Source organism: Pantoea sp. X-Soil-ISGK-421 (genome assembly GCF_059730785.1).
Map to the genome: position 1 here is coordinate 1 of NZ_AP035980.1, position 23,325 is coordinate 23,325.

The 23,325-nt window shown below is 53.5% G+C and carries 17 protein-coding genes; 13 read left to right on the forward strand and 4 right to left on the reverse strand.

All coding sequences use genetic code 11. From position 1 onward, the window contains the following. Positions 1–43: 43 nt before the first annotated feature. The 3 genes from AC6I8K_RS18825 to AC6I8K_RS18835 all read left to right on the forward strand — a co-directional run bounded on the left by AC6I8K_RS18825 (position 44) and on the right by AC6I8K_RS18835 (position 4,780). The gene (locus AC6I8K_RS18825; protein WP_007886110.1) at positions 44–973 is read left to right on the forward strand and encodes a RepB family plasmid replication initiator protein; all 930 of its coding nucleotides are present in this window, start codon (positions 44–46) and stop codon (positions 971–973) included. A 1,628-nt stretch (positions 974–2,601) separates the two neighbouring features. Then, positions 2,602–3,801, forward strand: a complete 1,200-nt coding sequence (locus AC6I8K_RS18830) for an AAA family ATPase (RefSeq protein ID WP_064741383.1) — start codon at positions 2,602–2,604, stop codon at positions 3,799–3,801. Between the two features lie 7 nt (positions 3,802–3,808). Next, on the forward strand, positions 3,809–4,780 hold the full coding sequence (locus tag AC6I8K_RS18835; protein ID WP_483818148.1) for a ParB family protein: 972 nt from the start codon (positions 3,809–3,811) through the stop codon (positions 4,778–4,780). Positions 4,781–5,227: 447 nt separating this feature from the next. Here the strand turns inward: AC6I8K_RS18835 and AC6I8K_RS18840 are convergent, their stop codons facing one another. Then, positions 5,228–7,159, reverse strand: a complete 1,932-nt coding sequence (locus tag AC6I8K_RS18840; RefSeq protein ID WP_497827267.1) for a sigma-54-dependent Fis family transcriptional regulator — start codon at positions 7,157–7,159, stop codon at positions 5,228–5,230. A 274-nt stretch (positions 7,160–7,433) separates the two neighbouring features. Between AC6I8K_RS18840 and ssuD the strand changes: the two genes are divergently transcribed. The 7 genes from ssuD to AC6I8K_RS18875 all read left to right on the forward strand — a co-directional run bounded on the left by ssuD (position 7,434) and on the right by AC6I8K_RS18875 (position 15,696). Continuing rightward, positions 7,434–8,606, forward strand: a complete 1,173-nt coding sequence (gene ssuD, locus AC6I8K_RS18845; RefSeq protein ID WP_064741386.1) for an FMNH2-dependent alkanesulfonate monooxygenase — start codon at positions 7,434–7,436, stop codon at positions 8,604–8,606. A 14-nt stretch (positions 8,607–8,620) separates the two neighbouring features. After that, on the forward strand, positions 8,621–10,027 hold the full coding sequence (locus tag AC6I8K_RS18850) for an FAD/NAD(P)-binding protein (protein WP_497827268.1): 1,407 nt from the start codon (positions 8,621–8,623) through the stop codon (positions 10,025–10,027). Between the two features lie 74 nt (positions 10,028–10,101). Beyond that, positions 10,102–11,496: an LLM class flavin-dependent oxidoreductase gene (locus tag AC6I8K_RS18855; RefSeq protein ID WP_497827269.1), complete on the forward strand. Its 1,395-nt coding sequence runs from the start codon at positions 10,102–10,104 to the stop codon at positions 11,494–11,496. Further along, positions 11,493–12,512 (forward strand): methionine ABC transporter ATP-binding protein, encoded by a 1,020-nt coding sequence (locus tag AC6I8K_RS18860; RefSeq protein WP_497827270.1) that lies wholly within the window; start codon positions 11,493–11,495, stop codon positions 12,510–12,512. The genes AC6I8K_RS18855 and AC6I8K_RS18860 overlap by 4 nt, the downstream gene beginning before the upstream one ends. Further along, positions 12,509–13,207 carry a methionine ABC transporter permease gene (locus AC6I8K_RS18865; protein ID WP_064741390.1) on the forward strand — a complete coding sequence of 233 codons (699 nt, stop codon included), beginning with the start codon at positions 12,509–12,511 and terminating at the stop codon, positions 13,205–13,207. Before AC6I8K_RS18860 ends, AC6I8K_RS18865 begins: the two co-directional genes overlap by 4 nt. Then, positions 13,204–14,079, forward strand: coding sequence for a MetQ/NlpA family ABC transporter substrate-binding protein (locus tag AC6I8K_RS18870; RefSeq protein WP_497827271.1), 876 nt, complete (start codon positions 13,204–13,206; stop codon positions 14,077–14,079). Before AC6I8K_RS18865 ends, AC6I8K_RS18870 begins: the two co-directional genes overlap by 4 nt. A 177-nt stretch (positions 14,080–14,256) precedes the next feature. After that, positions 14,257–15,696 carry an MFS transporter gene (locus tag AC6I8K_RS18875; RefSeq protein ID WP_497827272.1) on the forward strand — a complete coding sequence of 480 codons (1,440 nt, stop codon included), beginning with the start codon at positions 14,257–14,259 and terminating at the stop codon, positions 15,694–15,696. 258 nt (positions 15,697–15,954) lie between these two features. Here AC6I8K_RS18875 and AC6I8K_RS18880 read toward each other — a convergent pair whose 3' ends face one another. Next, on the reverse strand, positions 15,955–16,881 hold the full coding sequence (locus AC6I8K_RS18880) for a sulfonate ABC transporter substrate-binding protein (RefSeq protein WP_497827273.1): 927 nt from the start codon (positions 16,879–16,881) through the stop codon (positions 15,955–15,957). A gap of 274 nt (positions 16,882–17,155) precedes the next feature. Here AC6I8K_RS18880 and AC6I8K_RS18885 point away from each other — a divergent pair, with 274 nt between their 5' ends. Both AC6I8K_RS18885 and AC6I8K_RS18890 read left to right on the forward strand, forming a co-directional pair. Continuing rightward, a complete protein-coding gene (locus AC6I8K_RS18885) occupies positions 17,156–19,198 on the forward strand; it encodes an FUSC family protein (protein WP_497827274.1) in 2,043 nt (680 codons plus the stop codon). A 110-nt stretch (positions 19,199–19,308) separates the two neighbouring features. Beyond that, on the forward strand, positions 19,309–19,998 hold the full coding sequence (locus AC6I8K_RS18890; RefSeq protein WP_497827275.1) for an aspartate/glutamate racemase family protein: 690 nt from the start codon (positions 19,309–19,311) through the stop codon (positions 19,996–19,998). A 39-nt stretch (positions 19,999–20,037) separates the two neighbouring features. Here AC6I8K_RS18890 and AC6I8K_RS18895 read toward each other — a convergent pair whose 3' ends face one another. Further along, entirely contained in the window at positions 20,038–21,105 is a 1,068-nt protein-coding gene (locus AC6I8K_RS18895) for a LacI family DNA-binding transcriptional regulator (protein ID WP_483818138.1), read from the reverse strand. A 99-nt stretch (positions 21,106–21,204) separates the two neighbouring features. Here AC6I8K_RS18895 and AC6I8K_RS18900 point away from each other — a divergent pair, with 99 nt between their 5' ends. Further along, positions 21,205–21,972: a YdcF family protein gene (locus AC6I8K_RS18900; RefSeq protein WP_497827276.1), complete on the forward strand. Its 768-nt coding sequence runs from the start codon at positions 21,205–21,207 to the stop codon at positions 21,970–21,972. 267 nt (positions 21,973–22,239) lie between these two features. Here AC6I8K_RS18900 and AC6I8K_RS18905 read toward each other — a convergent pair whose 3' ends face one another. Beyond that, a complete protein-coding gene (locus tag AC6I8K_RS18905; protein ID WP_483818136.1) occupies positions 22,240–23,151 on the reverse strand; it encodes a ketopantoate reductase family protein in 912 nt (303 codons plus the stop codon). Positions 23,152–23,325 lie beyond the last annotated feature (174 nt).

A 23,325-nucleotide genomic window follows, 5' to 3' on the forward strand; every position in this document is an offset into this window, starting at 1 on the left:
CAGAAAACGACCCTTTTCATCCACAGAATGAAGATCTCAGGCTATGGCAGATAAAGAGAGTGAAAACAAGGCGTTACTCGAGCCCTTTCTGTCGGTGACAAAAAACAGCGGTGAAGTTATTCAACTCCACCCCAATAAAAATAACACCGTACAACCGGTCGCTTTAATGCGCCTGGGTCTGTTTGTTCCTACATTGAAGTCCACCGCACGGGGTAAGTCAGGCGCGATGGCCTCGACGGATGCAACGAAAGAACTTAAGAACCTTTCTTTGGTGAAATCGGAAGGCTATGAAAAGATTACCATTACCGGCGCAAGACTGGATATGGATAATGATTTCAAAACCTGGGCCGGGATTATCCAATCTTTCTCGCGTTATCCCTCAAAGGGCGACACCGTGACGCTGCCGTTTATTGATTTCGTCAAGATGTGCGGGATCCCTTCGGCAAACTCGTCCGCCGCGTTACGTAAGCGTTTAGATGCCTCTTTACGGCGCATTGCGACGAATACGCTGTCCTTTGAAGGTAATGGCAAGGCGTATCACACTCACCTGGTGCAATCGGCGTATTACGATCGTGAAAAGGATCTTGTGCGCATTCAGGCCGATCCGAAGTTATTCGAGCTCTATAACTTCGACCATAAAGTGTTGCTGCAGCTGCGAGCCATTTCGCGTTTGAAGCGTAAAGAATCTGCTCAGGCGTTGTATACCTATCTCGAAAGTTTGCCGACCAATCCGGCGCCCATCTCTCTGGCGCGTTTACGTATGCGTTTAAACCTTGGCTCGAAAACCACCACGCAAAACCACGTGGTGCGACGTGCGATGGAGCAGCTCAAGGAGATTGGCTATCTCGACTATTCGGAAGTGAAACGTGGTCGCTCGGTGTTCTTCATCATCCACAGCAGGACACCAAAACTCGACGGCATCAGCAATCTCGAAAGTATCGATTCGCTGGAAGATATTGAGTTCGAAGAGTGATATCAACCGTTCACTGTATTCAGCAAATCCTGTAAAGCGGTGTCACTTTTTGAGCAAAAGTGACACCTGCTCTTCCGCTAACATTCACTGCAATCAGCTGTCCTCGCATCATTCACTGTAATCAGCAACGTTCACTGTAATCGGAAACCTTCAGCTCTTGGCAGGTCTTGTGCCTTGCCATGCACTAAGCTGAGGCCATATTAAGCTGCTTAAGATGATAGTGAGTACTTACAAGGGCGGTAGTGCTCCACTTAACTTCCCTTTTTACTGCCTTTCTACTGATCACAGTGAATCTTTGTGTTCACGCTCAGTTCGCTGATTACAGTGAATGTTAATGACAAGTCTGTGCACTGATTACAGTGAATGTTTAACTGCAAGTTAATGATTTATAAGTATAAAAAAACTGTTTGCTAACTATATTCACTGTAATCGGTAATTTAACTGTTAATACAGCCAGTAAAAGTGACAGGGTTGGTCAGTGCGCTGATTACAGTGAACGTTTGGCCTGTCTTCTCACTCCAGTGAACGAAAGCGAGAGGCATTTGTATCTACTCTTTTATGCTGATTGACGAGCACATCACACTGTCACTGATTACAGTGAACGCTGCCATGTCGTCCCCTGCCCTGCTGTGTTCGCAGCATGACAAACAACAATTCAACGCGTCGTTTTTTACTGAATACAGTGAACGTTGGGCGTTCAGGCAACAGTGGGTTTTTTACTGATTACAGTGAACATCACCATTACTTACCCGTAAACGAGTAAGCCATTTAACCTGAGGGTGTACTGATTACAGTGAATGTTCTAAAGGACGTTTAGCGGATTTTGCTGGATTGTTAATGGCGATTTCAGGGGCATCCGTTTGTCGGTAAATCAGGTCTTACTGATTACAGTGAACGTTAGACTCAACATTTTGGCAGGCTTTGCTGATTACAGTGAACGTTCTACACTGCGTCATAATTTTTACTGATTACAGTGAATGCCTTCCCTCTAACCCATTTGACGTACTGATTGCAGTGAACGTTTAATCGAATCGCAATCACGTTCTACTGATTACAGTGAATCTTTGCCGATGATGAGAACAAGGCGTTTACTGATTACAGTGAACATTAGCAGTTACGCGTGAGCGTACATCGTGATTTACTGATTACAGTGAACATCTGATTACCAAGGTAATTGTACTTGCTCGCTCGCCTGATCCACTCGTGCACATAGCATCTACTGATTACAGTGAATGCTTATCCGTTATTTGCTCATTACAGTGAATCTTTTACTGACTACAGTGAACGCCTGCATTGGTCGTATTCAGTTAACTGACTACAGTGAACATTTCAGTAATTTAAGCTGTAACCGCCCTTCTTTCCTTCTTTATCTAACAGTACAAGAATGAGAAACGAACCACTGATTACAGTGAATCTTTCCGTCTTTGGACAAGAATGCGGCGGTTCAAATTTGAACGATAAAGCCTTATGGCTAAAATAAGAACACTGAATACAGTGAACGTTTTCGCTAAAGCGCTCTTAATCAAGGTGTTTTCACATCACTAATTTTTCCTGTGCAGAAGAGATATATTTGCCTCATGTGCTGGATTTATGTATAAAGTCATAAATCCTACATGTGTGGAGCAAGTATGGCTAACGATGACAAGCAAGTTCTGAAAGTCGCACAACGTTCAGAAAGAATGCTGATGAGCCTGACCGATCAGATTCAGGCGCAGAAAGAAGAGTTGCGGGAAAACACGTTTTATCAGGTTTACGCGAAAGCAGCTTTAGCAAAACTGCCTAAATTGACGCGAGCGAGCGTTGATTACGCTGTAAATGAGATGGAAGAGAACGGCTATCCGTTTGATAAACGTGCTGCGGGCAGCTCAACCAAGTATGCGATGTCGATTCAGAACATCATCGATATCTATCATCATCGTGGCGTACCCAAGTATCGTGATCGCCACCATGAAGCCTTCAGCATCTTTGTTGGTAATCTGAAAGGTGGCGTATCAAAAACGGTTTCTACCGTTTCGCTGGCACATGCCTTACGCGCCCATCCGCATCTACTGTTCGAAGATTTGCGGATTCTGGTCATCGATCTGGACCCGCAATCATCAGCCACCATGTTCCTTAACCATCAACGTTCAGTAGGATTAGTGGAAGCTACTGCCGCGCAGGCGATGCTGCAGAACGTTAGCCGTGAAGAATTACTCAACGAGTTTATTGTTTCGTCGATTATTCCGGGCGTTGATGTTTTGCCGGCATCAATTGATGACGCCTTCATTGCATCGCGCTGGGAAGAACTGTGTGCCGCTCATTTGCCCGATCAGAACATCCACGCCGTGTTGTATGACAATGTGGTGGCAAAGCTGAAAAAAGATTACGACTTTATCTTCATTGACAGCGGTCCGCATCTGGATGCTTTCCTCAAGAACGCCATTGCCGCTTCGGACTTACTGATGACGCCGGTGCCCCCCGCGCAGGTGGATTTCCACTCCACGTTAAAGTATCTGACGCGTTTACCCGAGCTGATTGGCATCATTGAAGAATCTGGCGCTACCTGCCGTTTGCAGGGCAACATTGGCTTTATGTCTAAACTTTCGAATAAAGCGGACCATAAGCTGTGTCATAGCCTGGCGAAAGAGATTTTTGGTGGCGATATGCTGGATGCTGCGTTGCCGCGTCTGGATGGCTTTGAGCGCTGCGGAGAGTCGTTTGACACGGTTATTTCAGCCAATCCATCAACCTACGTGGGCAGCACCGAAGCCTTAAAGAATGCGCGTTCAGCGGCGGAAGATTTCGCGAAAGCCGTATTTGACCGTATTGAATTCATTCGCCTGAACTGAGGTTACTATGAGCGCAAAAAGAATCACTATTGGCCGAACCTTCAGCCAGACACCTTTGCAGACTGAGGAAAGTGCCGATGGCCATTCTCAGACATTCATTCTGGCGACGGGTAAACGCGCCCTCTTCACGCTTGAACACATTGCCGCGAAGGAAATCGAAGAGAAAACCTTCGTTAAGATGGAAACCAATGGCCGCGATCAGTCTGGTCTTACGCCTGAATCGCTGCGCGACATCATCCGTACCATCAAATTGCAGCAGTTTTTCCCAGCGATTGGCGTAAAGCGTGACGATCGCATTGAGATTCTTGATGGTTCTCGTCGTCGCGCGGCGGCTTTACACTGCAAAACCGGGCTGGATGTGCTGGTCACTGACGTCGCTATCTCCGCAGAAGAAGCGCGTCGGTTAGCGCAGGACATTCAAACTGCGCGCGAGCATAACTTGCGTGAAGTGGGTATGCGTTTACTGTCGCTCAAAGAGAGTGGACTGTCTCAGAAAGAGATCGCGCAAAGCGAAGGGCTATCTCAGGCGAAGGTCACGCGTGCATTGCAGGCTGCCAGCGTGCCACTGGAGCTTGTCACACTGTTCCCGAATCATTCTGAACTGACCTATCCCGACTATAAATCGTTGCTGCAAGCGTACGAGAAGCTGCAGGAAACCGGACAAACGGTTGATGCATTGATCGATACCATCGGTATGGATGTTGATACGGTATGCGCACGCGACGGGTTAGCTGAAGACGAAGTGAAGAATGGCATTCTGCGATTAGTGCGTAACGGCAGCCAGACGCTAATGCAGTCACCGGCCAAAGATAAAACGGTAGCGACGCCATTATGGAGCTTCGCCGATAAAGATCGCTTCGCACGTAAGAAAACGCGCGGACGTATGTTCAGCTACGAGTTCAATCGTCAGTCAAAAGAGTTGCAGGAAGAACTGGATAAAGTGATTAACGAGACGCTCAATAAGTTTCTAAACCAATAATCGTTATGCCGCCTCCGGGCGGTTTTTTTATGCCCTTTTACCTTCCTCGCCAGCGGAATTTTATCGCTAACTGTATGAAATATCGATTATCGTAGGAGAAATTTCAGGCTGAAATCGCCAGTATCTTATCGAGTTATTAAAGGAAACGATTCAAACTATTCAATGCAGGTTAACTAACTGAAGCCAATTTAACCAAGTGTGCGCTAAGGCGGCAGCAAAAATTTTATGCAAAATTAGCGAGTGGAAACCGAATGAAATTTCATCGGCTCGCCAAGGCAATTTCATCTCTATTATTATGAAAAATAAGGTTTTTTAAATAATATTTCAGGCTGAAATCGCCAATTGAGTACGTCATTTCAGTCTTTAGTGATAGAACCTAAGCGAGATTAGCCAGATGATATTCAGCGATTTATCCACAGAAAGCGTGGATAACTTTTCCGGCTGACCTCACTCAATCAACGCCAGCGCTGATGAAAATTGCCAAACGGCATCGCGTACCCGCACCGGTTTACTGATCAGCCCTAGCGCATAAAAACGATCGGCAATTATCTGTTGCTCTTTAATCACCTCAAAGGCCATCGCACGGGTCTTATGACTGCGGCGTGTCAACGCTCTTTCTACTGACGCGATGTCCATTCCAAGCTCCTGAGACAATAACATCGAAGCTTCGCGTCGCTGGCAATCAATGAACAAACCCGTTTGCTGCAAACTTTCCACCAGTTGCTTGAGTATGTCATTGTGTTGCTCGACGTAATCACGTCGTGACAGATAGAACTGATGATTATGTACACGCCCTTCACCGTTCACTAAAACCCGCAGTTCAGGATTGCTTTCAGCGGCGCTGAGCAACGGATCCCACATCATCCACGCATCCACCGAGAGATAATCACTGGCGGTCAGCGGATATTTCGGTGGCGCGTACACTACTTTGATTTCATCCAGACCAATGCCCGCTTCTTCCAGCAACTGCAGCAGTAGCCAGTGAACGTTCGAGCCTTTATTAACCGATATACGCTTACCGCGCAGATCGCTGATGGTGCGGATTTCGCTATCATGGGGTACCACGATGCCAACGCTGCTCGGCGCCGGGGGTTCCCATGCGATATACGTCACCGCATTGCCGCTCGCCTGCGCGAAAATAGGCGGCACTTCACCCGTCGTTCCGAAATCAATTTCGTTATTCTGCAGTGCATACAGCAGTTGTGGACCAGCAGGAAACTCACTCCACAGCACGCTAATGCCTTGCTGAGCGAAACCGTGTTCGAGGCTCTGACGGGCTTTCAACACGCCTAGATTGCCAAATTTCTGATAGCCAATACGCAGTTCGCGCTCCTGCGTTGCGTGCGTAATGGATATCGACGGAGATACAGGCGCTTTGCGCCGCCCTTTGATCATTCCCTGATTCGCCAGATGCGTGCGCAAGGTATGGCGGCTGATGCCGAGTAGCGTCGCGGCCTGCGTTTGATTGTGGTCTGTCATCGATAGCGCATTGCTAATCAGGCTCATGATGACGCGATCAAACAGTTGTTGTGGCTGGCCCTTCAGTTGCTGCTGCAGAAAGCTGTCGAGCGTAGAATCGTTTGACTCACTAAATCCATGTTCACTGTAACCAGCGAGTCGCAGCTGTGCAGGCGTTAGCGTTTCTTCGCGGCTCAGCAACACGGCGTTATGTAGCGTGTTTTCCAATTCACGGATATTGCCCGGCCAGCTGTATTCGTGCAGTGCCTCAAGCGCATCAGGCGACAGGCGACGTGCCGGGCGACCCAAACGTCGTGCATACAGAGTGAGGAAATGTTGCGCCAGCAGTGGAATGTCTTCACGACGCTGACGCAGCGGCGGCAGAGGAACTACCGCAATATTGAGGCGATAAAAAAGATCTTCGCGGAAGCGTCGTTCACGGATTGCCTGTGCCAAATCGACATGCGTAGCCGCAATAACCCGCACATCCACCTTTATCGCTTTACGCGAGCCTACGCGCGTGATTTCTCGTTCCTGCAATACGCGTAACAATTTAACCTGCAGTGAAGGGCTGAGTTCACCAATCTCATCCAACAGCAACGTACCGCCTTGCGCTGATTCGAACCAGCCAGGATGAGATTGTGTCGCGCCGGTAAATGCGCCTTTCTCATGACCAAACAGCTCTGCTTCGGCCAGGCTTTCCGTCAGCGCGCCGCAGTTAACTGCCAGAAAGGGGCCATGACGACGTGGACTATGATGATGCAAGTAGCGCGCCACCACTTCTTTCCCGGTGCCGGTTTCGCCAACAATCAAAACGGTAGCATCGGTAGGCGCGAATTTGTCCAGCAGCGACTGAAACGCCAGTGAAGCAGGATCGACTAAGCGTGGAGAATCAGTGTGGTTAGCGTAAGTGGTTAACATGGCATTAAGTCCTGTAACGATCATAACGCTACGCTAAATGCTCTCGCTGACTATGAACACCATGTAAAAAGCATAAGCAGTTGCATATGCAGCAATTGCTGTTGCATCAAAGTCGCAAATGCAACTGCTTAAACGCATAACGACAGGGCTAACTGCCTGAATTAAGGCGATTCGCGGCCTTAAATAACCTGGCACGCTTTCTGCTAATAGCTTTATAACCAAATGAGCAGTTCAAAATGATGATTTTTTAATAAAGTTATATAGGAAAAGCATAATGGCCGATTCCGCGAACGATAAAATTAATGTCTTCTGGTTTTTACCGACACATGGAGATGGACGCTACCTTGGCACCACCGAAGGCGGGCGCCCGGTCGATTTACCCTACTTACAGCAAGTGGCGCTTGCTGCCGACAATCTCGGCTTCTACGGCGTATTAATTCCTACTGGCAAAAGCTGTGAAGATTCCTGGCTGGTGGCCTCCGCATTAGCGCCCATCACAAAACGTCTGCGCTATTTAGTGGCGGTGCGCCCTGGCCTGCAGCCGCCAACACTGGCAGCACGCATGGCGACCACGCTCGATCGTCTGTCCGAAGGGCGTTTACTGATTAACGTGGTGACCGGCGGCGATCCGATTGAGAACAAAGGCGATGGCATTTTCCTCAACCACAGTGAACGTTACGAAGTCACCAAAGAGTTTCTCGATGTTTACAGCCGCCTGATGCGCGGTGAAAAAGTGGATTACGAAGGTAAACATATCCACGTAGAAGGCGCGGAAGTGTTATTCCCGCCGGTGCAGGAAAAGGGTCCGCCGCTCTATTTTGGTGGTTCATCAGAGGCGGCGATTGATGTTGCAGCGGAACAAATCGATACCTACCTCACATGGGGCGAGCCGCCAGCGCAGGTTGCCGAAAAGCTGGAAGTGGTGCGCGCACGTGCGGAACAGCGTGGACGTAAACTGGAGTACGGCATTCGTTTGCATGTCATTGTGCGCGAGACTGAAGAAGAAGCTAAAGCGGCGGCAGATAAACTGATTGGCCATCTTGATGAAGAGACCATTGCGCAGGCGCAGAAAATCTTTGCGCGTATGGACTCCGCCGGCCAGGCGCGGATGAGTGCTTTGCACAAAGGTTCGCGTGACAATCTGTATATCTCACCAAATCTGTGGGCCGGCGTAGGTCTGGTGCGCGGTGGCGCAGGTACTGCATTGGTGGGCAGTCCTGAACAGGTGGCAGAACGTATTCGCGAATATCAGTCATTAGGCGTCACCAACTTCATTCTGTCGGGCTATCCGCATCTGGAAGAAGCGCATCGCGTGGCCGAATTGCTGTTGCCGCTGCTACCGCTGGCTAACGCGCAGCAGCAGCGTGAACGTACGATTAACACCGGTCCGTTTGGTGAAACCATTGGTGGCGATAAGCGTCCTTCAAAACAGACGAGCGCCAGCTAATGCAGGAGAAGGCAATGTCAACGGCGCAGGTAATCATTGTTGGTGGTGGTTTCAGCGGCACGGCGCTGGCGATTCATCTCGCACGCACCTCGTTAACCGGGCTACTGATTACAGTGGTCGAACCGCGCGCCAATCTTGGCGGCGGCGTTGCCTATTCCACGCAAGAGCCAGCACACCGCATCAACGTGCCGGCTTCGCGCATGCAATTAAGCGGTGAAGAGCAGGGCGCGTTTGATCGCTGGTACCGCGAACAGCCGGAATGTTCACTGGATTCAGTAGCACATTGCGATGACGGCACAGTCTATCCGCAGCGCAGCCTATTTGGTCGCTATCTGGCAGAACAGTTTGCGGCGGCGGCGCAGGCGTATCCACATATCACGTTGCGCCACATCCAGGCCAGTGCCGTGGCCTGGGAAGGAGAACAGCTGTTACTCAGCAACGGCGAAGCGCTGCAGGGTGATGTGCTGGCATTAGCAATCAGTCATCCGCCGCCGTCGTTGCCGCGTGCGCTGCAACCGTTCTTGGCGCACCCGGCATTGATTGCTAATCCATGGCAGCACGGCGTACTGGACGCCATCAATCCTAAAGCGTCGGTTGCGATTATCGGTACCGGCTTGAGTATGGCGGACGTAGTGGCTTCGTTAGATACACGACAGCATTGTGGCCCGTTAATCGCCTTCTCGCGCCGTGGCCAGCTCTCTCGCGATAATTTGAGTGGTGAGTGGCCCGAATGGACGTTAGCCCCACAGAGCGTGCCCAGCGCGCGTCTGTGGCTGCGGCATATTCGTGCTGAATTGGCGGGTGCGGCTGAGCAGGGTTTACCGTGGCAACGCGTGCTGGATCAGGTGCGCGTGCAAGGCCAAACGATCTGGCAATCGCTTCCACTGCGCGAGCAGCAGCGCTTTGTCCGTCACTTGCGTTCGTGGTGGGATGTGCATCGCTATCGCATTGCGCCGCAGGTGTCAGCGGTGATGAGTGCTCGGCAGCAGCAGGGCAGTATGAAGGTGCTGGCCGCGCGCCTGGTAGATATCAGCAGTCTCGGCCACCAGCTGGAAATCACGCTGCGTACGCGCGAGGGTGCCAGCGAAATTCATCGCCTCGATCATCTGATTGTCACCACCGGTCCCGGTCATGAGGCCTTAATTGTCAGTCAGCCGCTGCTGCAGTCACTCAGTCAGCAAGGTTTGATCCGTGCTGACCCGTTGGGTTTTGGTTTGGATGTTGACAGCCAGTCACACACGCTCAATCTTACCGGCCAGCCCAACCCGCGTCTGTTTGTCGTTGGACCCGCTGCGCGTGCGCGCTTCGGTGAACTGATGGGATTGCCGCAAGTTGCCGATCACGCCGCTGATGTGGCGAAGAATATTTTACAAGAACTGCAAATCGCTCACGCTGAGCGATGTCCCCCCTCAACGCTTTAATCTCGCAACATCCTAAAAATTAACTGACGAACGCCAGGTCGTAACACGATCACGGCCTCGCTATGGAGATTGCTATGCCATCGCAACGTGAAATTCGCTTGAACGCATTTGATATGAACTGTGTCGGACACCAGTCGCCGGGCCTGTGGGCGCATCCGCGTGACCGTTCCTGGCAATACAAAGATCTGGAATATTGGGTGGATTTAGCACGCCTGCTGGAGCGCGGCAAATTTGACGGCCTGTTTATTGCCGACGTGCTTGGCGTTTACGACGTATTGAACGGCAACGGCGATGCGGCGATCCGCCAGGCGACGCAGGTGCCAGTGAACGATCCGCTGGCGTTAATCACGCCGATGGCGCTGGTCACCGAACACCTTGGATTTGGTCTCACGGCATCATTATCGTTTGAACATCCTTATCCGTTTGCGCGCCGTTTATCGACACTCGATCACCTGACCAAAGGCCGCGTCGGCTGGAACATCGTCACCTCGTATCTGGAGAGCGGCGCGCGCAACATCGGTCACAAAGCGCAGACCGATCACGATAGCCGCTACGACTATGCCGACGAATATCTGCAAGTGGTATACAAGCTGCTGGAAGGCAGTTGGGAGCAGGATGCGGTATTGCGTGATCGCGAACGCCGCATCTTCAGCGACCCGCGCAAAATTCATCCGATCAATCATCAGGGCACCTTCTTCAACGTGCCGGGCATTCACCTGTGCGAACCGTCACCGCAACGTACGCCGGTGCTGTATCAGGCGGGCGCCTCGAGCCGTGGCAAGCAGTTTGCGGCGGAACACGCCGAATGCGTGTTTGTTGCTGCGCCGTCGAAAGTGCTGCTGAAGAAAACCGTTGCCGATATTCGTCGCCGCGCGGCGGAAGCGGGGCGCGATCCTTACAGCATTAAGATCTTCAATCTGCAAACCGTGATTGTCGGTGAAACCGATTTGGCGGCGCAGGCGAAGTGGAAAGAGTATACCGGCTGGGTCAGCTACGAAGGCGCGCTGGCGCTGGTATCAGGCTGGACCGGCATCGACTTCGGCCAGTATCAGCCGGATCAGGTGCTGAAATATATCCACACCAACGCCATCCAATCAGCGGTCGAAACCTTTTCCACCGCCGATCCTGATCGTCAGTGGACGGTAAAAGCGCTGGCAGATTGGGTTGGCATTGGCGGCTTTGGTCCGCTCATTGTCGGCAGCGCGGAAACCGTCGCCGATGAACTGCAAAGCTGGGTAGAAGAGACCGATGTGGATGGCTTCAACTTCGCCTATGCATTGACGCATGAAACCTTTGAAGATGTGGTGGAACTGCTGATCCCGGAACTGCAAAAACGCGGCGTCTACAAAAAAGAGTATGCGCAGGGCACGCTGCGCGAGAAGTTATTCGCCGCCGGCCCGCAGCTGCAGTCGCCGCACCCGGGCGCGGGCTATCGCGTGAAAACCTCCACGCTGCAGGAGGTCTCATGATCGAAATAGATCAACTCAGCAAACACTATCGCGCGCCCGACGGCCGCATTACTGAGGTGCTGAAATCCATCAGCCTGCAGGTGCAGCAGGCCAACATCACCGCGGTAGTTGGGCCAAGCGGCGCGGGTAAATCGACGCTGGCGAAGTGTATCAGTTTGCTAGAGCAACCGAGTGCCGGCAGCATCCGCGTCAACGGTAGCGATCTTTCCCGGTTGGATGGTGAAGCGCTGCGTCAGGCGCGTCGCTCGATTGGCACTGTTTTCCAGTCTTCCGCGCTGCTGCAACGTAAAACCGCGTGGGAGAACATCGCCTTGCCGCTGCACTACCTCGGCGTGGTGGATCGCGATATCGCAGCGCGCGTGGGTGAATTGCTCGATAGCGTCGGTCTCAGCCACAAAGCTAAAGCTTATCCCGGCCAGCTTTCCGGTGGTCAGCGTCAACGTATCGGCATCGCGCGTGCGCTGGCGTTGCGCCCGTCGGTGTTGCTGGCAGATGAAGCCACATCAGGGCTCGATCCGGAAGCCACCGTCACCGTGCTCGACCTGCTGAAAAAGCTGCGAGATGACTACAAGCTGGCGATTGTGCTGATCACCCACGAAATGGATGCGGTACGTCAAGCGGCAGATGCAGTGGCGGAAATTCGCGACGGCCAAATCGTTCAGTATGGCGTGGTGAAAGCGTTGCTGGCACAGCCGGATTCGCTATTGGGACAGCGCCTGTTCCCACTGGCGGCGCAGGCGAGTGATGCCGAACTGCTGCTCCAGCTCAGCTATCGCACCGATGTGCCGGTCGCCAGCGACTGGATATCGCGCCTCAGCCAGCAGTTTGGTTTGCGTATTGATCTGCTCGGCGCGCACGTTGAGCAAGTTAACGGTCTGCAAGCCGGACGGCTGCAGGTGGGCATTCACTTTCAGCATGAGCGCGTGCCGTTGGCGCGTTTGCTGTCGCAACTGGAGCAGTTGGGCTTAGTTGCCAGCGTTTCCGGCAGCGTGTTGCCATTGCGGGAGGCGGTATGAGCGTATCAGTCATTAGTCAGGATACGCCGTGGCCAGAAATTCCGGCGTTGATGCTGCCCGCTCTGGGCGAAACCGCGTTGATGGTGGTGATCGTGATGCTGTTTGTGGTGACGTTCGGCGGCATCGTCGGGGTGGTGTTGTTTAACACCTCAGCGCGCGGTCTGTTTCCACATCGCGGTATTAACCGGGTGTTGAGTTGGATCGTCAACATGGGCCGCTCGCTGCCATTTCTGGTATTGATGGCCGCCATCATTCCGTTCACCTTCTGGCTCACCGGCACGACCATCGGCATTCCTGCCGCCGTAGTGCCGATGATCGCTGCAGGCATTCCGTTCTTTGGCCGTCTGGTGGACAACGCGCTGCGTGAGTTGCCTGGCGAAGTCACCGCGGTGGGTCTGGTATGCGGTGGTTCGCGCTGGCAAATCATCCGCTCGGCACAACTCAGCGAAGCGCTGCCCGCGATAGTTGCGGCGGTAACGCTCAATTTGATCTCGATGATTGAGTACTCCGCCATTGCCGGCACTATCGGCGCTGGCGGTATCGGCTATCTGGCGGTGGTGTACGGTTATCAGCGCTTCGACAATCACATCATGATCGCCACCATCGTGGTGCTGATCGCCCTTATTCAAACTATTCAACTTCTCGGCGACCGTTTGGTCACCGCATTACGCCATCCTCAGGGGACATCGCTATGACAACACAAGATTTCGAGCTGCGTAAAACACGCCGCTGGCCGTGGCTGCTACTGATTATAGTGGTCGTTATCCTCGCCGCTGGCGGCTGGTTCTGGCGCAGCCAGCAGCCGCAGGCGGTAGTTTTTGGTACCACGCTAAAGGTGCATTTTGAACCGGCAATGGCGGGCGAGCAGAAGCTGATTGAATACGTTGGCGAGCACATCGCGCCTGATTACGGCCTGAAGCTTGAGGCAGTAGGTGTGCAGGATCCGGTGCAAGCCGACCGCGCGGTAGCCGAAGGGCAATATGCCGCAACGGTATACCAGCATCAGTGGTGGCTGAAGCAAGTCGTGGATGCCAACGGCTTTGCGCTGACTTCCGCACTGCCGCTGTTCCAGTGGGCGTTTGGCATCTACTCCGATCGTTACACATCGGTCGCTGACTTGCCGCGGGGCGCGACGGTTGTAGTCCCGGATGATGGCGCCAATCAGGGCCAGGCATTATGGTTGCTGGCACGTCAGGGGTTAATTACGCTCGATCCTAACGTTGAGCCGCGCACGGCCAAACTAAAGAACATTGTTGGCAATCCGCATGGACTGGTGTTTAAAGAACTCGATCTGCTGACCATGCCGCGTGCGCTTAACTCGGTGGATGCGGCGATTGGTTACGTCTCGCAATTTGATGCCGGAAAAGTGCCGCGCGAGAAAGGCATTCTCTTCCCGCCTGCGCCGCGTACTTTTGCCTCACAGCTGGTGATTGGCACACCTTATCTGGACCAGGAAAATATCGAGAAGCTGAAAAAAGCCTTCTCCGATCCGCGCGTAAAGCAGTGGTTGAAAACCACCGATGACCCGCTGGTAAAAGGCGTATTGGTGCCGGTCTCAGCCGAATAAATTACGGATGATTGCACACCCGGACGCGCCAGGCGTGTCCGGGTTTTTGTGTTGGATAAAATTAATTTATCCTATTGATATTTATGTAAATTAATATCAAGAATTGTTGTTTTGGCGCAGCCAATAAACCCCTTATAAAAACCTCACCTGCACTACAAAACAACAACGTGAGGCGTTATGAGTTCACTTCCTTTAGAAAACACCCTGCCGGTTTCCGAACCGGTACGTTCGGTCAGTGACGTGGCCAGGCTTATCAACACCCGCAGTAAAAATGACAACTACGCGCGCATGATTGTGTTCCTCGCGCTCGGCGGCGTGTTCCTCGACGCCTACGATCTCACCACGCTTTCGTACGGCATCGATGATGTGGTGCGCGAGTTTCAACTCTCGCCGCTGATCACCGGGTTAGTCACCTCCTCAATTATGGTTGGCACCATTGTCGGCAATTTGGTGGGCGGTTGGCTGACGGATAAATATGGCCGCTATTCGGTGTTTATGGCCGACATGCTGTTCTTTGTCGTTTCGGCGATTGCGGCGGGCTTAGCGCCGAACGTCTGGGTGCTGATTGGCGCGCGCTTTTTGATGGGCGTAGGTGTTGGAATCGATTTGCCGGTGGCGATGTCGTATCTGGCGGAGTTCTCCAGATTTGCCGGTAATCGCAACAAAGCTGCCAGACTCGCGGCCTGGTGCCCAATGTGGTACGCCGCTTCAACGGTATGCTTCCTGCTGATTTTCGCGCTCTACTTCCTGCTGCCGAAAGAACATCTTGACTGGCTGTGGCGCGCGTCGTTGCTGTTCGGTGCGGTGCCAGCGCTGCTGATCATCGCGGTGCGTAGCAAATTTATGAACGAATCGCCATTGTGGGCGGCGAATCAGGGTGATCTGAAATCCGCGGTGCGCATTCTGCGTGATTCCTACGGCATTCATGCGCACGAAGCGGAACACCAGGCGCCACCGGCTGCTGCGGCGCCGAAAGTGAGTTTCCGCGTGCTGTTTGAGAAACCGTGGCGCGAACGCACCATTGTTGCGGGCGTGATGAACATCTGCATCTCGTTTGAATACACCGCCATTGCGTTCTTCCTGCCGTCGATACTGGCGCAGTTCCTTGGCGCGGGTGTATTTGAAACCATCTCGGCATCGCTGGGACTTAACGCGCTGTTCGCCTTTACCGGCGGGCTGCTCGGCATGCGTCTGGCATGGAAATATCCGTCGCGGCACGTTGCGATTGCCGGGTTTGCATTGCAATTCTTTGCGCTGATCGTGCTGGCGTTGATTGGTCATCCTGAAGCCATCGCCGGCATTGTCTTCGCGGTGCTGATGCTCGGCTTGTGGCTGTTTGCCGAAGGATTCGGTCCGGGTGCGCAGCTGATGGTCTATCCGGCGCTTTCCTATCCCACTTCTATCCGCGCCACCGGCGTGGGCTTCAGTCGTGCACTTTCCGGCATCGGCAGTGCGTTAGCGCTGTTCATCCTGCCGATGCTGCAGGCCGCGCTCGGCACCAACATGTTCTGGGTGGTTTCGCTGGCGGCAATCATTCCGATCTTCTTCCTGCTGGCGGTGCGCCACGAGCCCACGCGCCACGACATCGACGATCTTTCACATCAGGAGTTACCATGAGCTTACTGGCAACACCACGCGACACATTCACTGCAATCAGCATATGTTGCCCATGTGAACAGTGATGTAATGCAGATTGTGGCGGCGAATGCTGGCTGAAGCCGAAGCGGGTCAGGTGCAGGTGATTGCCAGCGAATATGAAGGCAGATAACAAATGGCTTAATGCTTGTCAGTTAAGAGATAAAAACCGCAATTACCGAGCGCACACATGGTAGCGGCGCGATAAATCGCGCCGCTACGAGAGATGCATTGGACGACTTACTTCTTATCCAGCGACCAGGTCGCGCTGCGCACATCTACTTTTACCGGCAACAGACCTACACGTGTAAAGGTATCTGCTAACGCTTGCTGCTCATCAAACACCTGCGGCGACATGCGTGACGCGCCATAAGGCAGACGTTTGATCGTGGTTTGCCAGATAGCTTTATCCAGGCCGGTTGATTTCGACAGAATCGCCGCCGCGTCATCCGGATTTTTATTCGCCCAATCGCTGAGTTTGCTTAGCTCATCCACCACCTGCTTCGCGGTATCAGGATGACCTTCGGCAAACGGTCGGCTGGCGAGATAGAAGGTGTAATGCGGCACTAATCCTTCTGCATTGCGGATTTCACGTGCGTCGGCATTGGCTTCCACTTCTGCCAGGTACGGATCCCAAATCACCCACGCATCAATCGCGCCTTTCTGGAAGGCAGCGCGCGCATCGGCGGGTGGCAGATAAACCGGCGTAACGTCCTTATAGTTAAGTCCCGCATCTTCAAGTGCTTTCACCAGCAGATAATTCACGTCAGAGCCTTTATTCAGGCCGACGCGTTTGCCTTTCAAATCGGCCACGCGCTTGATCGCCGACTCTTTCGGTACCACGATGGCTTCAGTTTTAGGGTTAGCCGGTGAATGACCGAGATAGATCAAATCGGCTTTCGCGGCCTGTGCGAAAGCGGGCGGCGCATCGCCGGTAGCCGCCAAATCAATGCTGCCGACGTTTAAGCCTTCCAGCATCTGCGGGCCAGCGGGGAATTCCACCCAGCGGATAGCGATACCTTGCTTTTTAAAGGTTTCATCCAAAGTGCCGCGGTATTTCAGCAGGGCAAAGATGTTGGCCTTCTGATAGCCGATAGTGACGGTTTCTGGGTTAGCGGCAAAGGCATGTGTGGAGAGCAGGCCAAAACTGAGAGCTAAAGCGCTCATGACAGGAAGTGTTGCTTTCATAATGATTCTCTCGTGGTTTTTCTGCCACCTTAGCAAAGCCCTTATATAACCAATAAATAACTAATTTCGATCGCTTATAACTTTTATTTATGTGATCTGGATCATTTACTGTAATCAGCAAACGCGTCTGGATTTCCATAGATGCCTACATAATTAGCACGGTAATAATTTGTATAACAAATCAAAAAGCCATTACTAAAAGCTTCTGTCAGGATAAGCAATCCCGCCGCTGGCATAAGGTTTCACCTGTTCTATGAAGTGGTTTTCAAAAAGCGCAGTGCTATTTTCTGCCAAAACCTGTCTTGCTGCTTTTCTGGCTTTTTACATTGCTTTGGAACTCAATCTGGATAAACCGGCCTGGTCACTGACTACAGTGTACGTTGCCTCGCAGCTCTATTCGGGATCGACGGTATCGAAATCGGTTTTCCGTTTCTTCGGTACCCTATTGGGTGGCCTGTTTACGCTGCTGATCTATCCCGCCACAGTGCAGGATCCGCTGCTGTTCAGCTTATGCATCTCGCTTTGGGTGGCGGTATGTCTTTATCTCTCGTTGCACGACCGCACGCCGAAGAGCTATGTATTTATGCTGGCGGGTTACAGCGCGGCAATTATGGGTTTTCCCGATGTGGTGTCGCCATCGGCCATCACCTACACGGTGATTTCCCGCGTTGAGGAGATCACCGTCGCCATCGTCTGCAGCAGCCTGGTGCATCGCCTGTTGTGGCCGGTCTCGATGCGTAATCTGTTAGAGCAGAGCGTCAATCTGTGGTACCAGAACGCGCGCAAGCTGTGCAGCGAACTGGTCACGGCGATGCCAGCGGAGAAGTCGGTGGAACGCGAAGATATTCTGATCCAGATGGCCAACTACCCGCTTAACGTCGAAACGCTGATCACCCACTGCGTCTATGAAGGCGATGCCGCGCGGCGGCTGGTGCGCTTAGTCAGCGTACAGTATCAGCATCTGTCTTATTTCATCCCCACGCTGACGGCAATCGAATCACGCCTGAATCTGCTGGCTCAGCAGCAAATCCGTTTTCCCGACTACATTGCCAATGTCTTCCAGCAATGCTTACTGTGGTTGAACGGAGAGGATCAACTGCCGGTGCGCGAAAAACTCAGCCAGGCACAGGATCAACTGAAACGGGCGTGGCAAGAGGGCAGGCTCAACAGCGAAGAGAGTATTCTGCTGTTGGGATTATTGGAGCGCTTGCTTAATTTTGTGCGGATTGTCGATGCGTATCACAGCGTTAGCGAGCGCGTTAGTGAGTGGACGCCTGCGGTAAAAGCCGGAAAGATGGCGCGCGCGCACAAACACGTCGATAAGGGATTGTTGCTGCTGTCATCGTTTACCGCCTTTATCGCCACCTTCGTCACCTGCGTATTTTGGATTGGCAGCGGCTGGGTGGATGGCGCCACCGCGCCGATGATGGCCGCGGTGCTCTGCTCCTTCTTCGCCGGGATGGACAGCCCAATTGCGCCGATGAAGCTGTTCCTCAAAGGCGTGCTGATCTCCGTGGTGATCAGCCTGCTGTATATCACCTTGCTGATCCCGCAGGCGGTAACCTTCGAAGCGCTGGTGATCTGCCTTGCGCCGGGCTTGCTGGCGCTGGGCTTGGTGATCGCCAATCCTTCCACCAACCTGATTGGCCTGATTGTTGCCACGCAGATTCCCGGCCTGATTGGCATGAGCCACAACTTCAAACCCGATTTACAGCTTATAGTGAACGCTATTATCTCGACGCTGGTGGGCATTACTTTCGCGGTGGTGATCACGGCGCTGATCCGCAACAAGCGTCCGTCGTGGACGGCCAAACGCGCGGTGCGCAAAGGTATTCGCGATCTGCTGCAGTTTATCGCCACGGTGCGGCTCAACAGTGTCACGCTGACCGCGCGTCAGCAGTTTGTCTCGCGCACGCTGGATAAGGTCAACATCATCCTGCCGCGTAAACGCGTCGATCCGGTGCCGGAACTGGTCTCCGGCGGTAATCTGATCGCTGAAGCCTGGCTGGGCGCTAACTGTTATGACTACTACACGCGCCATCGAGAGCTGCTGCTCGCCCATCACATTGAAAGCGCGGCGATGTTTCATGAGTTAAGCCAGTTTCTTAAGCGCAGGTTGAAGTCGCTCCAAACCTCGCCGCCGCCAGAATTGCTGGCGGAACTGAATACGTTGTTGCTGCGGCTGGAAACGGCGGCGATGCAGGAAAACACACTATTTGCACCGATGTTCCACCTGTTTAATATCCGCTTAACCTTGTTTCCGTCAGCGCGCTGGCCGGAAAAGGTTGCGCAATAAATGGCGTCGCGACAGGAACATGGCATATTTCCGTAGCGGCGGGATTTATCGCGCGCTTTGGCTTTTTCGCTTACAGTGCTGAGCAGCAGGTTTAAAACGGAGTTAAGCAGATGAAAATGATCGGTTTGATTGGCGGCATGAGCTGGGAATCCACCGCGCTCTATTACCGCATTATCAATGAGCAAGTGAAACAGCAACTGGGCGGTTTGCACTCCGCGCGTAGCCTGATGTACAGCGTCGATTTTCATGAAATCGAACAGCTGCAGGCCGCAGGCGAGTGGCAAAAAGCGGGTGAGATCCTGGCGCAAGCGGCGATCAGTCTGGAGAAAGGCGGCGCAGATTTTATCGTGCTCTGTACCAATACCATGCACAAAGTCGCGCAACAGATCACCGATGCGGTCAGCATTCCGCTGCTGCATATCGCCGATGCCACGGCACAGCGCATCCGTCAGGCGGGGGTGAAAAAAGTCGGTTTGCTGGCGACGGCGTTCACCATGGAGCAGGAATTCTACAAAGGCCGACTTAATCATTCGGAGATTGACGTGCTGGTGCCTGATGCAGCCGGACGCAAAGTGGTGCACGACATCATCTATCAGGAACTCTGTCTTGGCGTGATCCGCGATGAATCACGCGCGCACTACCGCAAGATTATTGCCGAGCTGGTGGAGCAGGGCGCAGAGGCGATTATTCTCGGCTGCACCGAAATCACCTTGCTGGTGAAGGCGGAAGATGCCAGCGTTCCGCTGTTCGATACTACGTTGATCCACGCAGAAGACGCCGTAAAACTCGCGCTTTCGTAGGGTCGCCATTCATGGCGACCAGACGCGCACCTCACCTATTTATGAGGTGCGCTTCAACTTGCGCGCCAGCGCCTGCAACTGCTGGGCAATCTCTGCCACATCCACGCCATCCTGCTGCGGCGCCGCGGTGGTTTCACGCAATACCAATTCAGTTTTCAGCGTCCTCTCTACCACATCGCCGCCTTCCAGCTGCGCCAGCAACCGATCAACGCTGACGGTGCCCAACTGCTGCAGATCCTGACGCACAGTAGTTAAGGGCGGCTGATACCACGCGCTTTCCGCCGTATCGTCATAGCCAATCAGCGACATTTCCGCTGGGATCTTCACGCCATGCTGATGCAGGGCGCGCATCGCGCCGAGCGCCATCTGATCGTTGGCGACCAGCAGCGCCTGTGGCAGCGGGGCGTGCAACTGCGTCAGCAGCGCCTGATAACCCGATGCCGCGCTCCAGTCGCCGCTTAGCACGCAGAACGGCGTCAGCTGATGCGCCGCCAGCGCCTGCTGCCACGCAGCGAAACGTGCACGCGCCGAAGCAGAACTTGCCGGGCCATTCAACACGCCAATCTGTTGATGACCGAGCGCCACCAGGTGATCGACTGCCTGTTGTGCGCCAGATTCACTTTGATACTGGCATTGCGCGACCTCAGCGCTGCGCTCCACATCAAGAAATAGCACCGGCTTGTTATCGCACTGCTGCTGGATCTGCGCTGCTTGCGTGGCATCCAGCGGCAGGTTGATCAGCAACGCATCCACGCGCTGCGCCAGCAGTTCATGCACGGTGTCCTGCGGCGCGCTGCCGGTATTCGCCATGGCAATCACCAGATGATAACCCTGCGCCGCCGCCCGTTGCTGAATCGCCGAGGCAATCTGTGCCGGCGCCATCAAGGCCAAATCGCTGGTGGCGAGGCCCAGCGTGCGAGTATTTTTACCTGCCAGCTGCTGCGCCACGCGATTCGGCACATAATTGAGCTGCTGCATCGCGGCTTCTACTTTGGCGCGGGTGCGCGGCGAAACCTGTTCGGAATGGTTGAGGACGCGGGAAACAGTTTGATAAGAAACCCCAGCCAGATGAGCAACATCGTCGAGGGTTACGGAGCGCGCAGTCATGAATCTCTCCTGAAGATTAAGCTGCGAGTGTAGCAAATTTTTCCCTGCCGACACGTACTTAAGCCGCTACACTGCCAAAGGTAAAAAGAGGAGAGCCGGATGCAGCTTAATAACGATCAGATTCAGGATATCAATACCCTGGCGGCCTGGCTGGCGCTGGATCAGATGCCACAAGATGGCACGCTCGACATCGATTTAGCGATTCTTGCCGGTCATGCCGTGTTACCAAACGTGGAAGCCGTGATTGCCGTAGCGAAAAAGTATCAGCTGCCGTTATTGATCAGCGGCGGCATAGGCCACTCAACTTCGCTACTGGTGGAGATGCTGGCGTCGCATCCGCTGTATCGCCAAATCGACAGCAAAGGCAAAAGCGAAGCCGAGTTGTTAGGCGATGTAGCCCGCGTATTTGCCGCGTTGCCGGATGAACTGCTATTGCTGGAAACCGCCTCACGCAACTGTGGTGAAAACGCTGCCTTGAGCCAAAAGTTACTGGATGAGCACAGCTGGCAGCCGCAGCGTGTGCTGCTGGTGCAGGATCCGCTGATGCAGCGTCGCACCCTGGAAACGTTCCGCTATCAGTGGCGCGATCGCGCGGATGCGCCGGAGTTTATTAGCTGGCCGGTTTTTGTACCGCAGGTAATGATGGATGCCGGCATGCTGCGCATTATCGGCGCGCCGCCGCAGGGATTGTGGTCGATGGAGCGTTTTCTGTCGCTGCTGATGGGGGAAATCCAGCGCCTGCGCGATGACGAAAACGGCTACGGGCCGCGCGGTAGCGGCTTCCTTGGCCACGTAGAGATCCCGGAAGAAGTGGAAGCAGGATGGCAGCGTCTGAAGCAGCTGCCGGGCGTGCAGTCACGGTTGTAACAAATGATCGCGCATTCCCGTAGCGGCTCAATTTATTTGGCGTAGGGTCGTCATTAATGACGACCGTTTCAATGGCTGCACAAGGATGGTGTCCTTGTCGCCATAAATGGCTAATGCTCGTCATTTAAGAGATGAAAATCCTCATTACCGAGTGCACACAATGTAGCGGCGCAATTCATTGCGCGATAAATCGTGCCGCTACGGAAGGTGCGGCGATTTGATACGGCGCTTAACTGACGAGCATTACGCCATATATGGCGACCGCTGTTATCGATTTTGCACATACACCTGCAAATTGACATACACCGCGTTCAGCAACGGCGTCACGACGCCACTGCGCGCGCCGCGCACCAGCAGATCGCCAATCACCTGATCGGCCTCAATCTCAAAGCCCTGGGTTAAATCACGGTACATGGATGAGGTCATTGCCGCTTTGGGGTTGTTCAGCGTCTCATAAATCTTCGCCGTCACTGCCGGGCGCTGCTGATAACCTTCCGCACTCAGCACCGACAACACTTCGCCAAAAATCGTCTGCAGTAACGCTTCGCCGCCTTGGGATGTCAGCACCTGCTGCGTATTGCCACGCGCGATACAACACACCGCACCCAGCGTACTGAGCAGCAACCATTTTTCCCACAGCTCACTCATGATGTTGTCGGCAAACACGGTATCAAACTGCGCCGCGCGCAGCGTTTCATCCACGCGCTGCAAACGCACATCGTTGTTGCCATCCAGCGCACCGTAATAAAGGATGTGCAGCGGCGTCATCTGCACCACTTCGCCGTTTTCTCCCAGCGTCGCGTTGATTTTGCACAAGCCGCCAATCACCTTGTCGCCAAAGCGCGCACGCAGCGTATCGATATGCCGCATGCCGTTGAGGATTGGCATGATCAGCGTGTCTGGGCCGACAGCGGGCGCGATGTCGTTCATCGCCTGTTCCAGCCCGAAGCTTTTCACCGTCAGAATAATCAGATCGAAATGACCTTCAAGCGAACCGGCCTGCGCCAGCTGCGGCTGAATCACTTCGCTGCGGGCGGGTGTTTTCAGCACTAAACCGGTTTGCTGCAGCTGCTGAAAGCGGCGCTCGCGCACCAGAAAAGTCACATCACGTCCTGCTTGCGCCAGACGCGCACCGAAATAGCCGCCGGTGGCGCCGGCGCCGACTACCAGAATACGCATGGTCAATTTTCCTGTTGAGAGTGAAAGCCTTACCTTAAAGTGACCGGCGATGGCTTTCCAGCCCGTAAATGCTGAATCGGCTGCAAGATTCTAACGATGTTTAAAAAAGGCTCAAACTGTTCGTATTTACTCGTACAATGGGGTTAGGCTGTTGCGCAGCGGCGGGCAATGGTG

What these genes read in the sequence shown, in the direction of transcription:
- AC6I8K_RS18895 (WP_483818138.1), bottom strand. Translation starts at nt 21,105, where the DNA reads ATGACTGCGCGCTCCGTAACCCTCGACGATGTTGCTCATCTGGCTGGG.
- AC6I8K_RS18860 (WP_497827270.1), top strand. Translation starts at nt 11,493, where the DNA reads ATGATCGAAATAGATCAACTCAGCAAACACTATCGCGCGCCCGACGGC.
- AC6I8K_RS18850 (WP_497827268.1), top strand. Translation starts at nt 8,621, where the DNA reads ATGTCAACGGCGCAGGTAATCATTGTTGGTGGTGGTTTCAGCGGCACG.
- ssuD (WP_064741386.1), top strand. Translation starts at nt 7,434, where the DNA reads ATGGCCGATTCCGCGAACGATAAAATTAATGTCTTCTGGTTTTTACCG.
- AC6I8K_RS18885 (WP_497827274.1), top strand. Translation starts at nt 17,156, where the DNA reads ATGAAGTGGTTTTCAAAAAGCGCAGTGCTATTTTCTGCCAAAACCTGT.
- AC6I8K_RS18880 (WP_497827273.1), bottom strand. Translation starts at nt 16,881, where the DNA reads ATGAGCGCTTTAGCTCTCAGTTTTGGCCTGCTCTCCACACATGCCTTT.
- AC6I8K_RS18865 (WP_064741390.1), top strand. Translation starts at nt 12,509, where the DNA reads ATGAGCGTATCAGTCATTAGTCAGGATACGCCGTGGCCAGAAATTCCG.
- AC6I8K_RS18900 (WP_497827276.1), top strand. Translation starts at nt 21,205, where the DNA reads ATGCAGCTTAATAACGATCAGATTCAGGATATCAATACCCTGGCGGCC.
- AC6I8K_RS18890 (WP_497827275.1), top strand. Translation starts at nt 19,309, where the DNA reads ATGAAAATGATCGGTTTGATTGGCGGCATGAGCTGGGAATCCACCGCG.
- AC6I8K_RS18875 (WP_497827272.1), top strand. Translation starts at nt 14,257, where the DNA reads ATGAGTTCACTTCCTTTAGAAAACACCCTGCCGGTTTCCGAACCGGTA.
- AC6I8K_RS18835 (WP_483818148.1), top strand. Translation starts at nt 3,809, where the DNA reads ATGAGCGCAAAAAGAATCACTATTGGCCGAACCTTCAGCCAGACACCT.
- AC6I8K_RS18840 (WP_497827267.1), bottom strand. Translation starts at nt 7,159, where the DNA reads ATGTTAACCACTTACGCTAACCACACTGATTCTCCACGCTTAGTCGAT.
- AC6I8K_RS18830 (WP_064741383.1), top strand. Translation starts at nt 2,602, where the DNA reads ATGGCTAACGATGACAAGCAAGTTCTGAAAGTCGCACAACGTTCAGAA.
- AC6I8K_RS18905 (WP_483818136.1), bottom strand. Translation starts at nt 23,151, where the DNA reads ATGCGTATTCTGGTAGTCGGCGCCGGCGCCACCGGCGGCTATTTCGGT.
- AC6I8K_RS18855 (WP_497827269.1), top strand. Translation starts at nt 10,102, where the DNA reads ATGCCATCGCAACGTGAAATTCGCTTGAACGCATTTGATATGAACTGT.
- AC6I8K_RS18870 (WP_497827271.1), top strand. Translation starts at nt 13,204, where the DNA reads ATGACAACACAAGATTTCGAGCTGCGTAAAACACGCCGCTGGCCGTGG.
- AC6I8K_RS18825 (WP_007886110.1), top strand. Translation starts at nt 44, where the DNA reads ATGGCAGATAAAGAGAGTGAAAACAAGGCGTTACTCGAGCCCTTTCTG.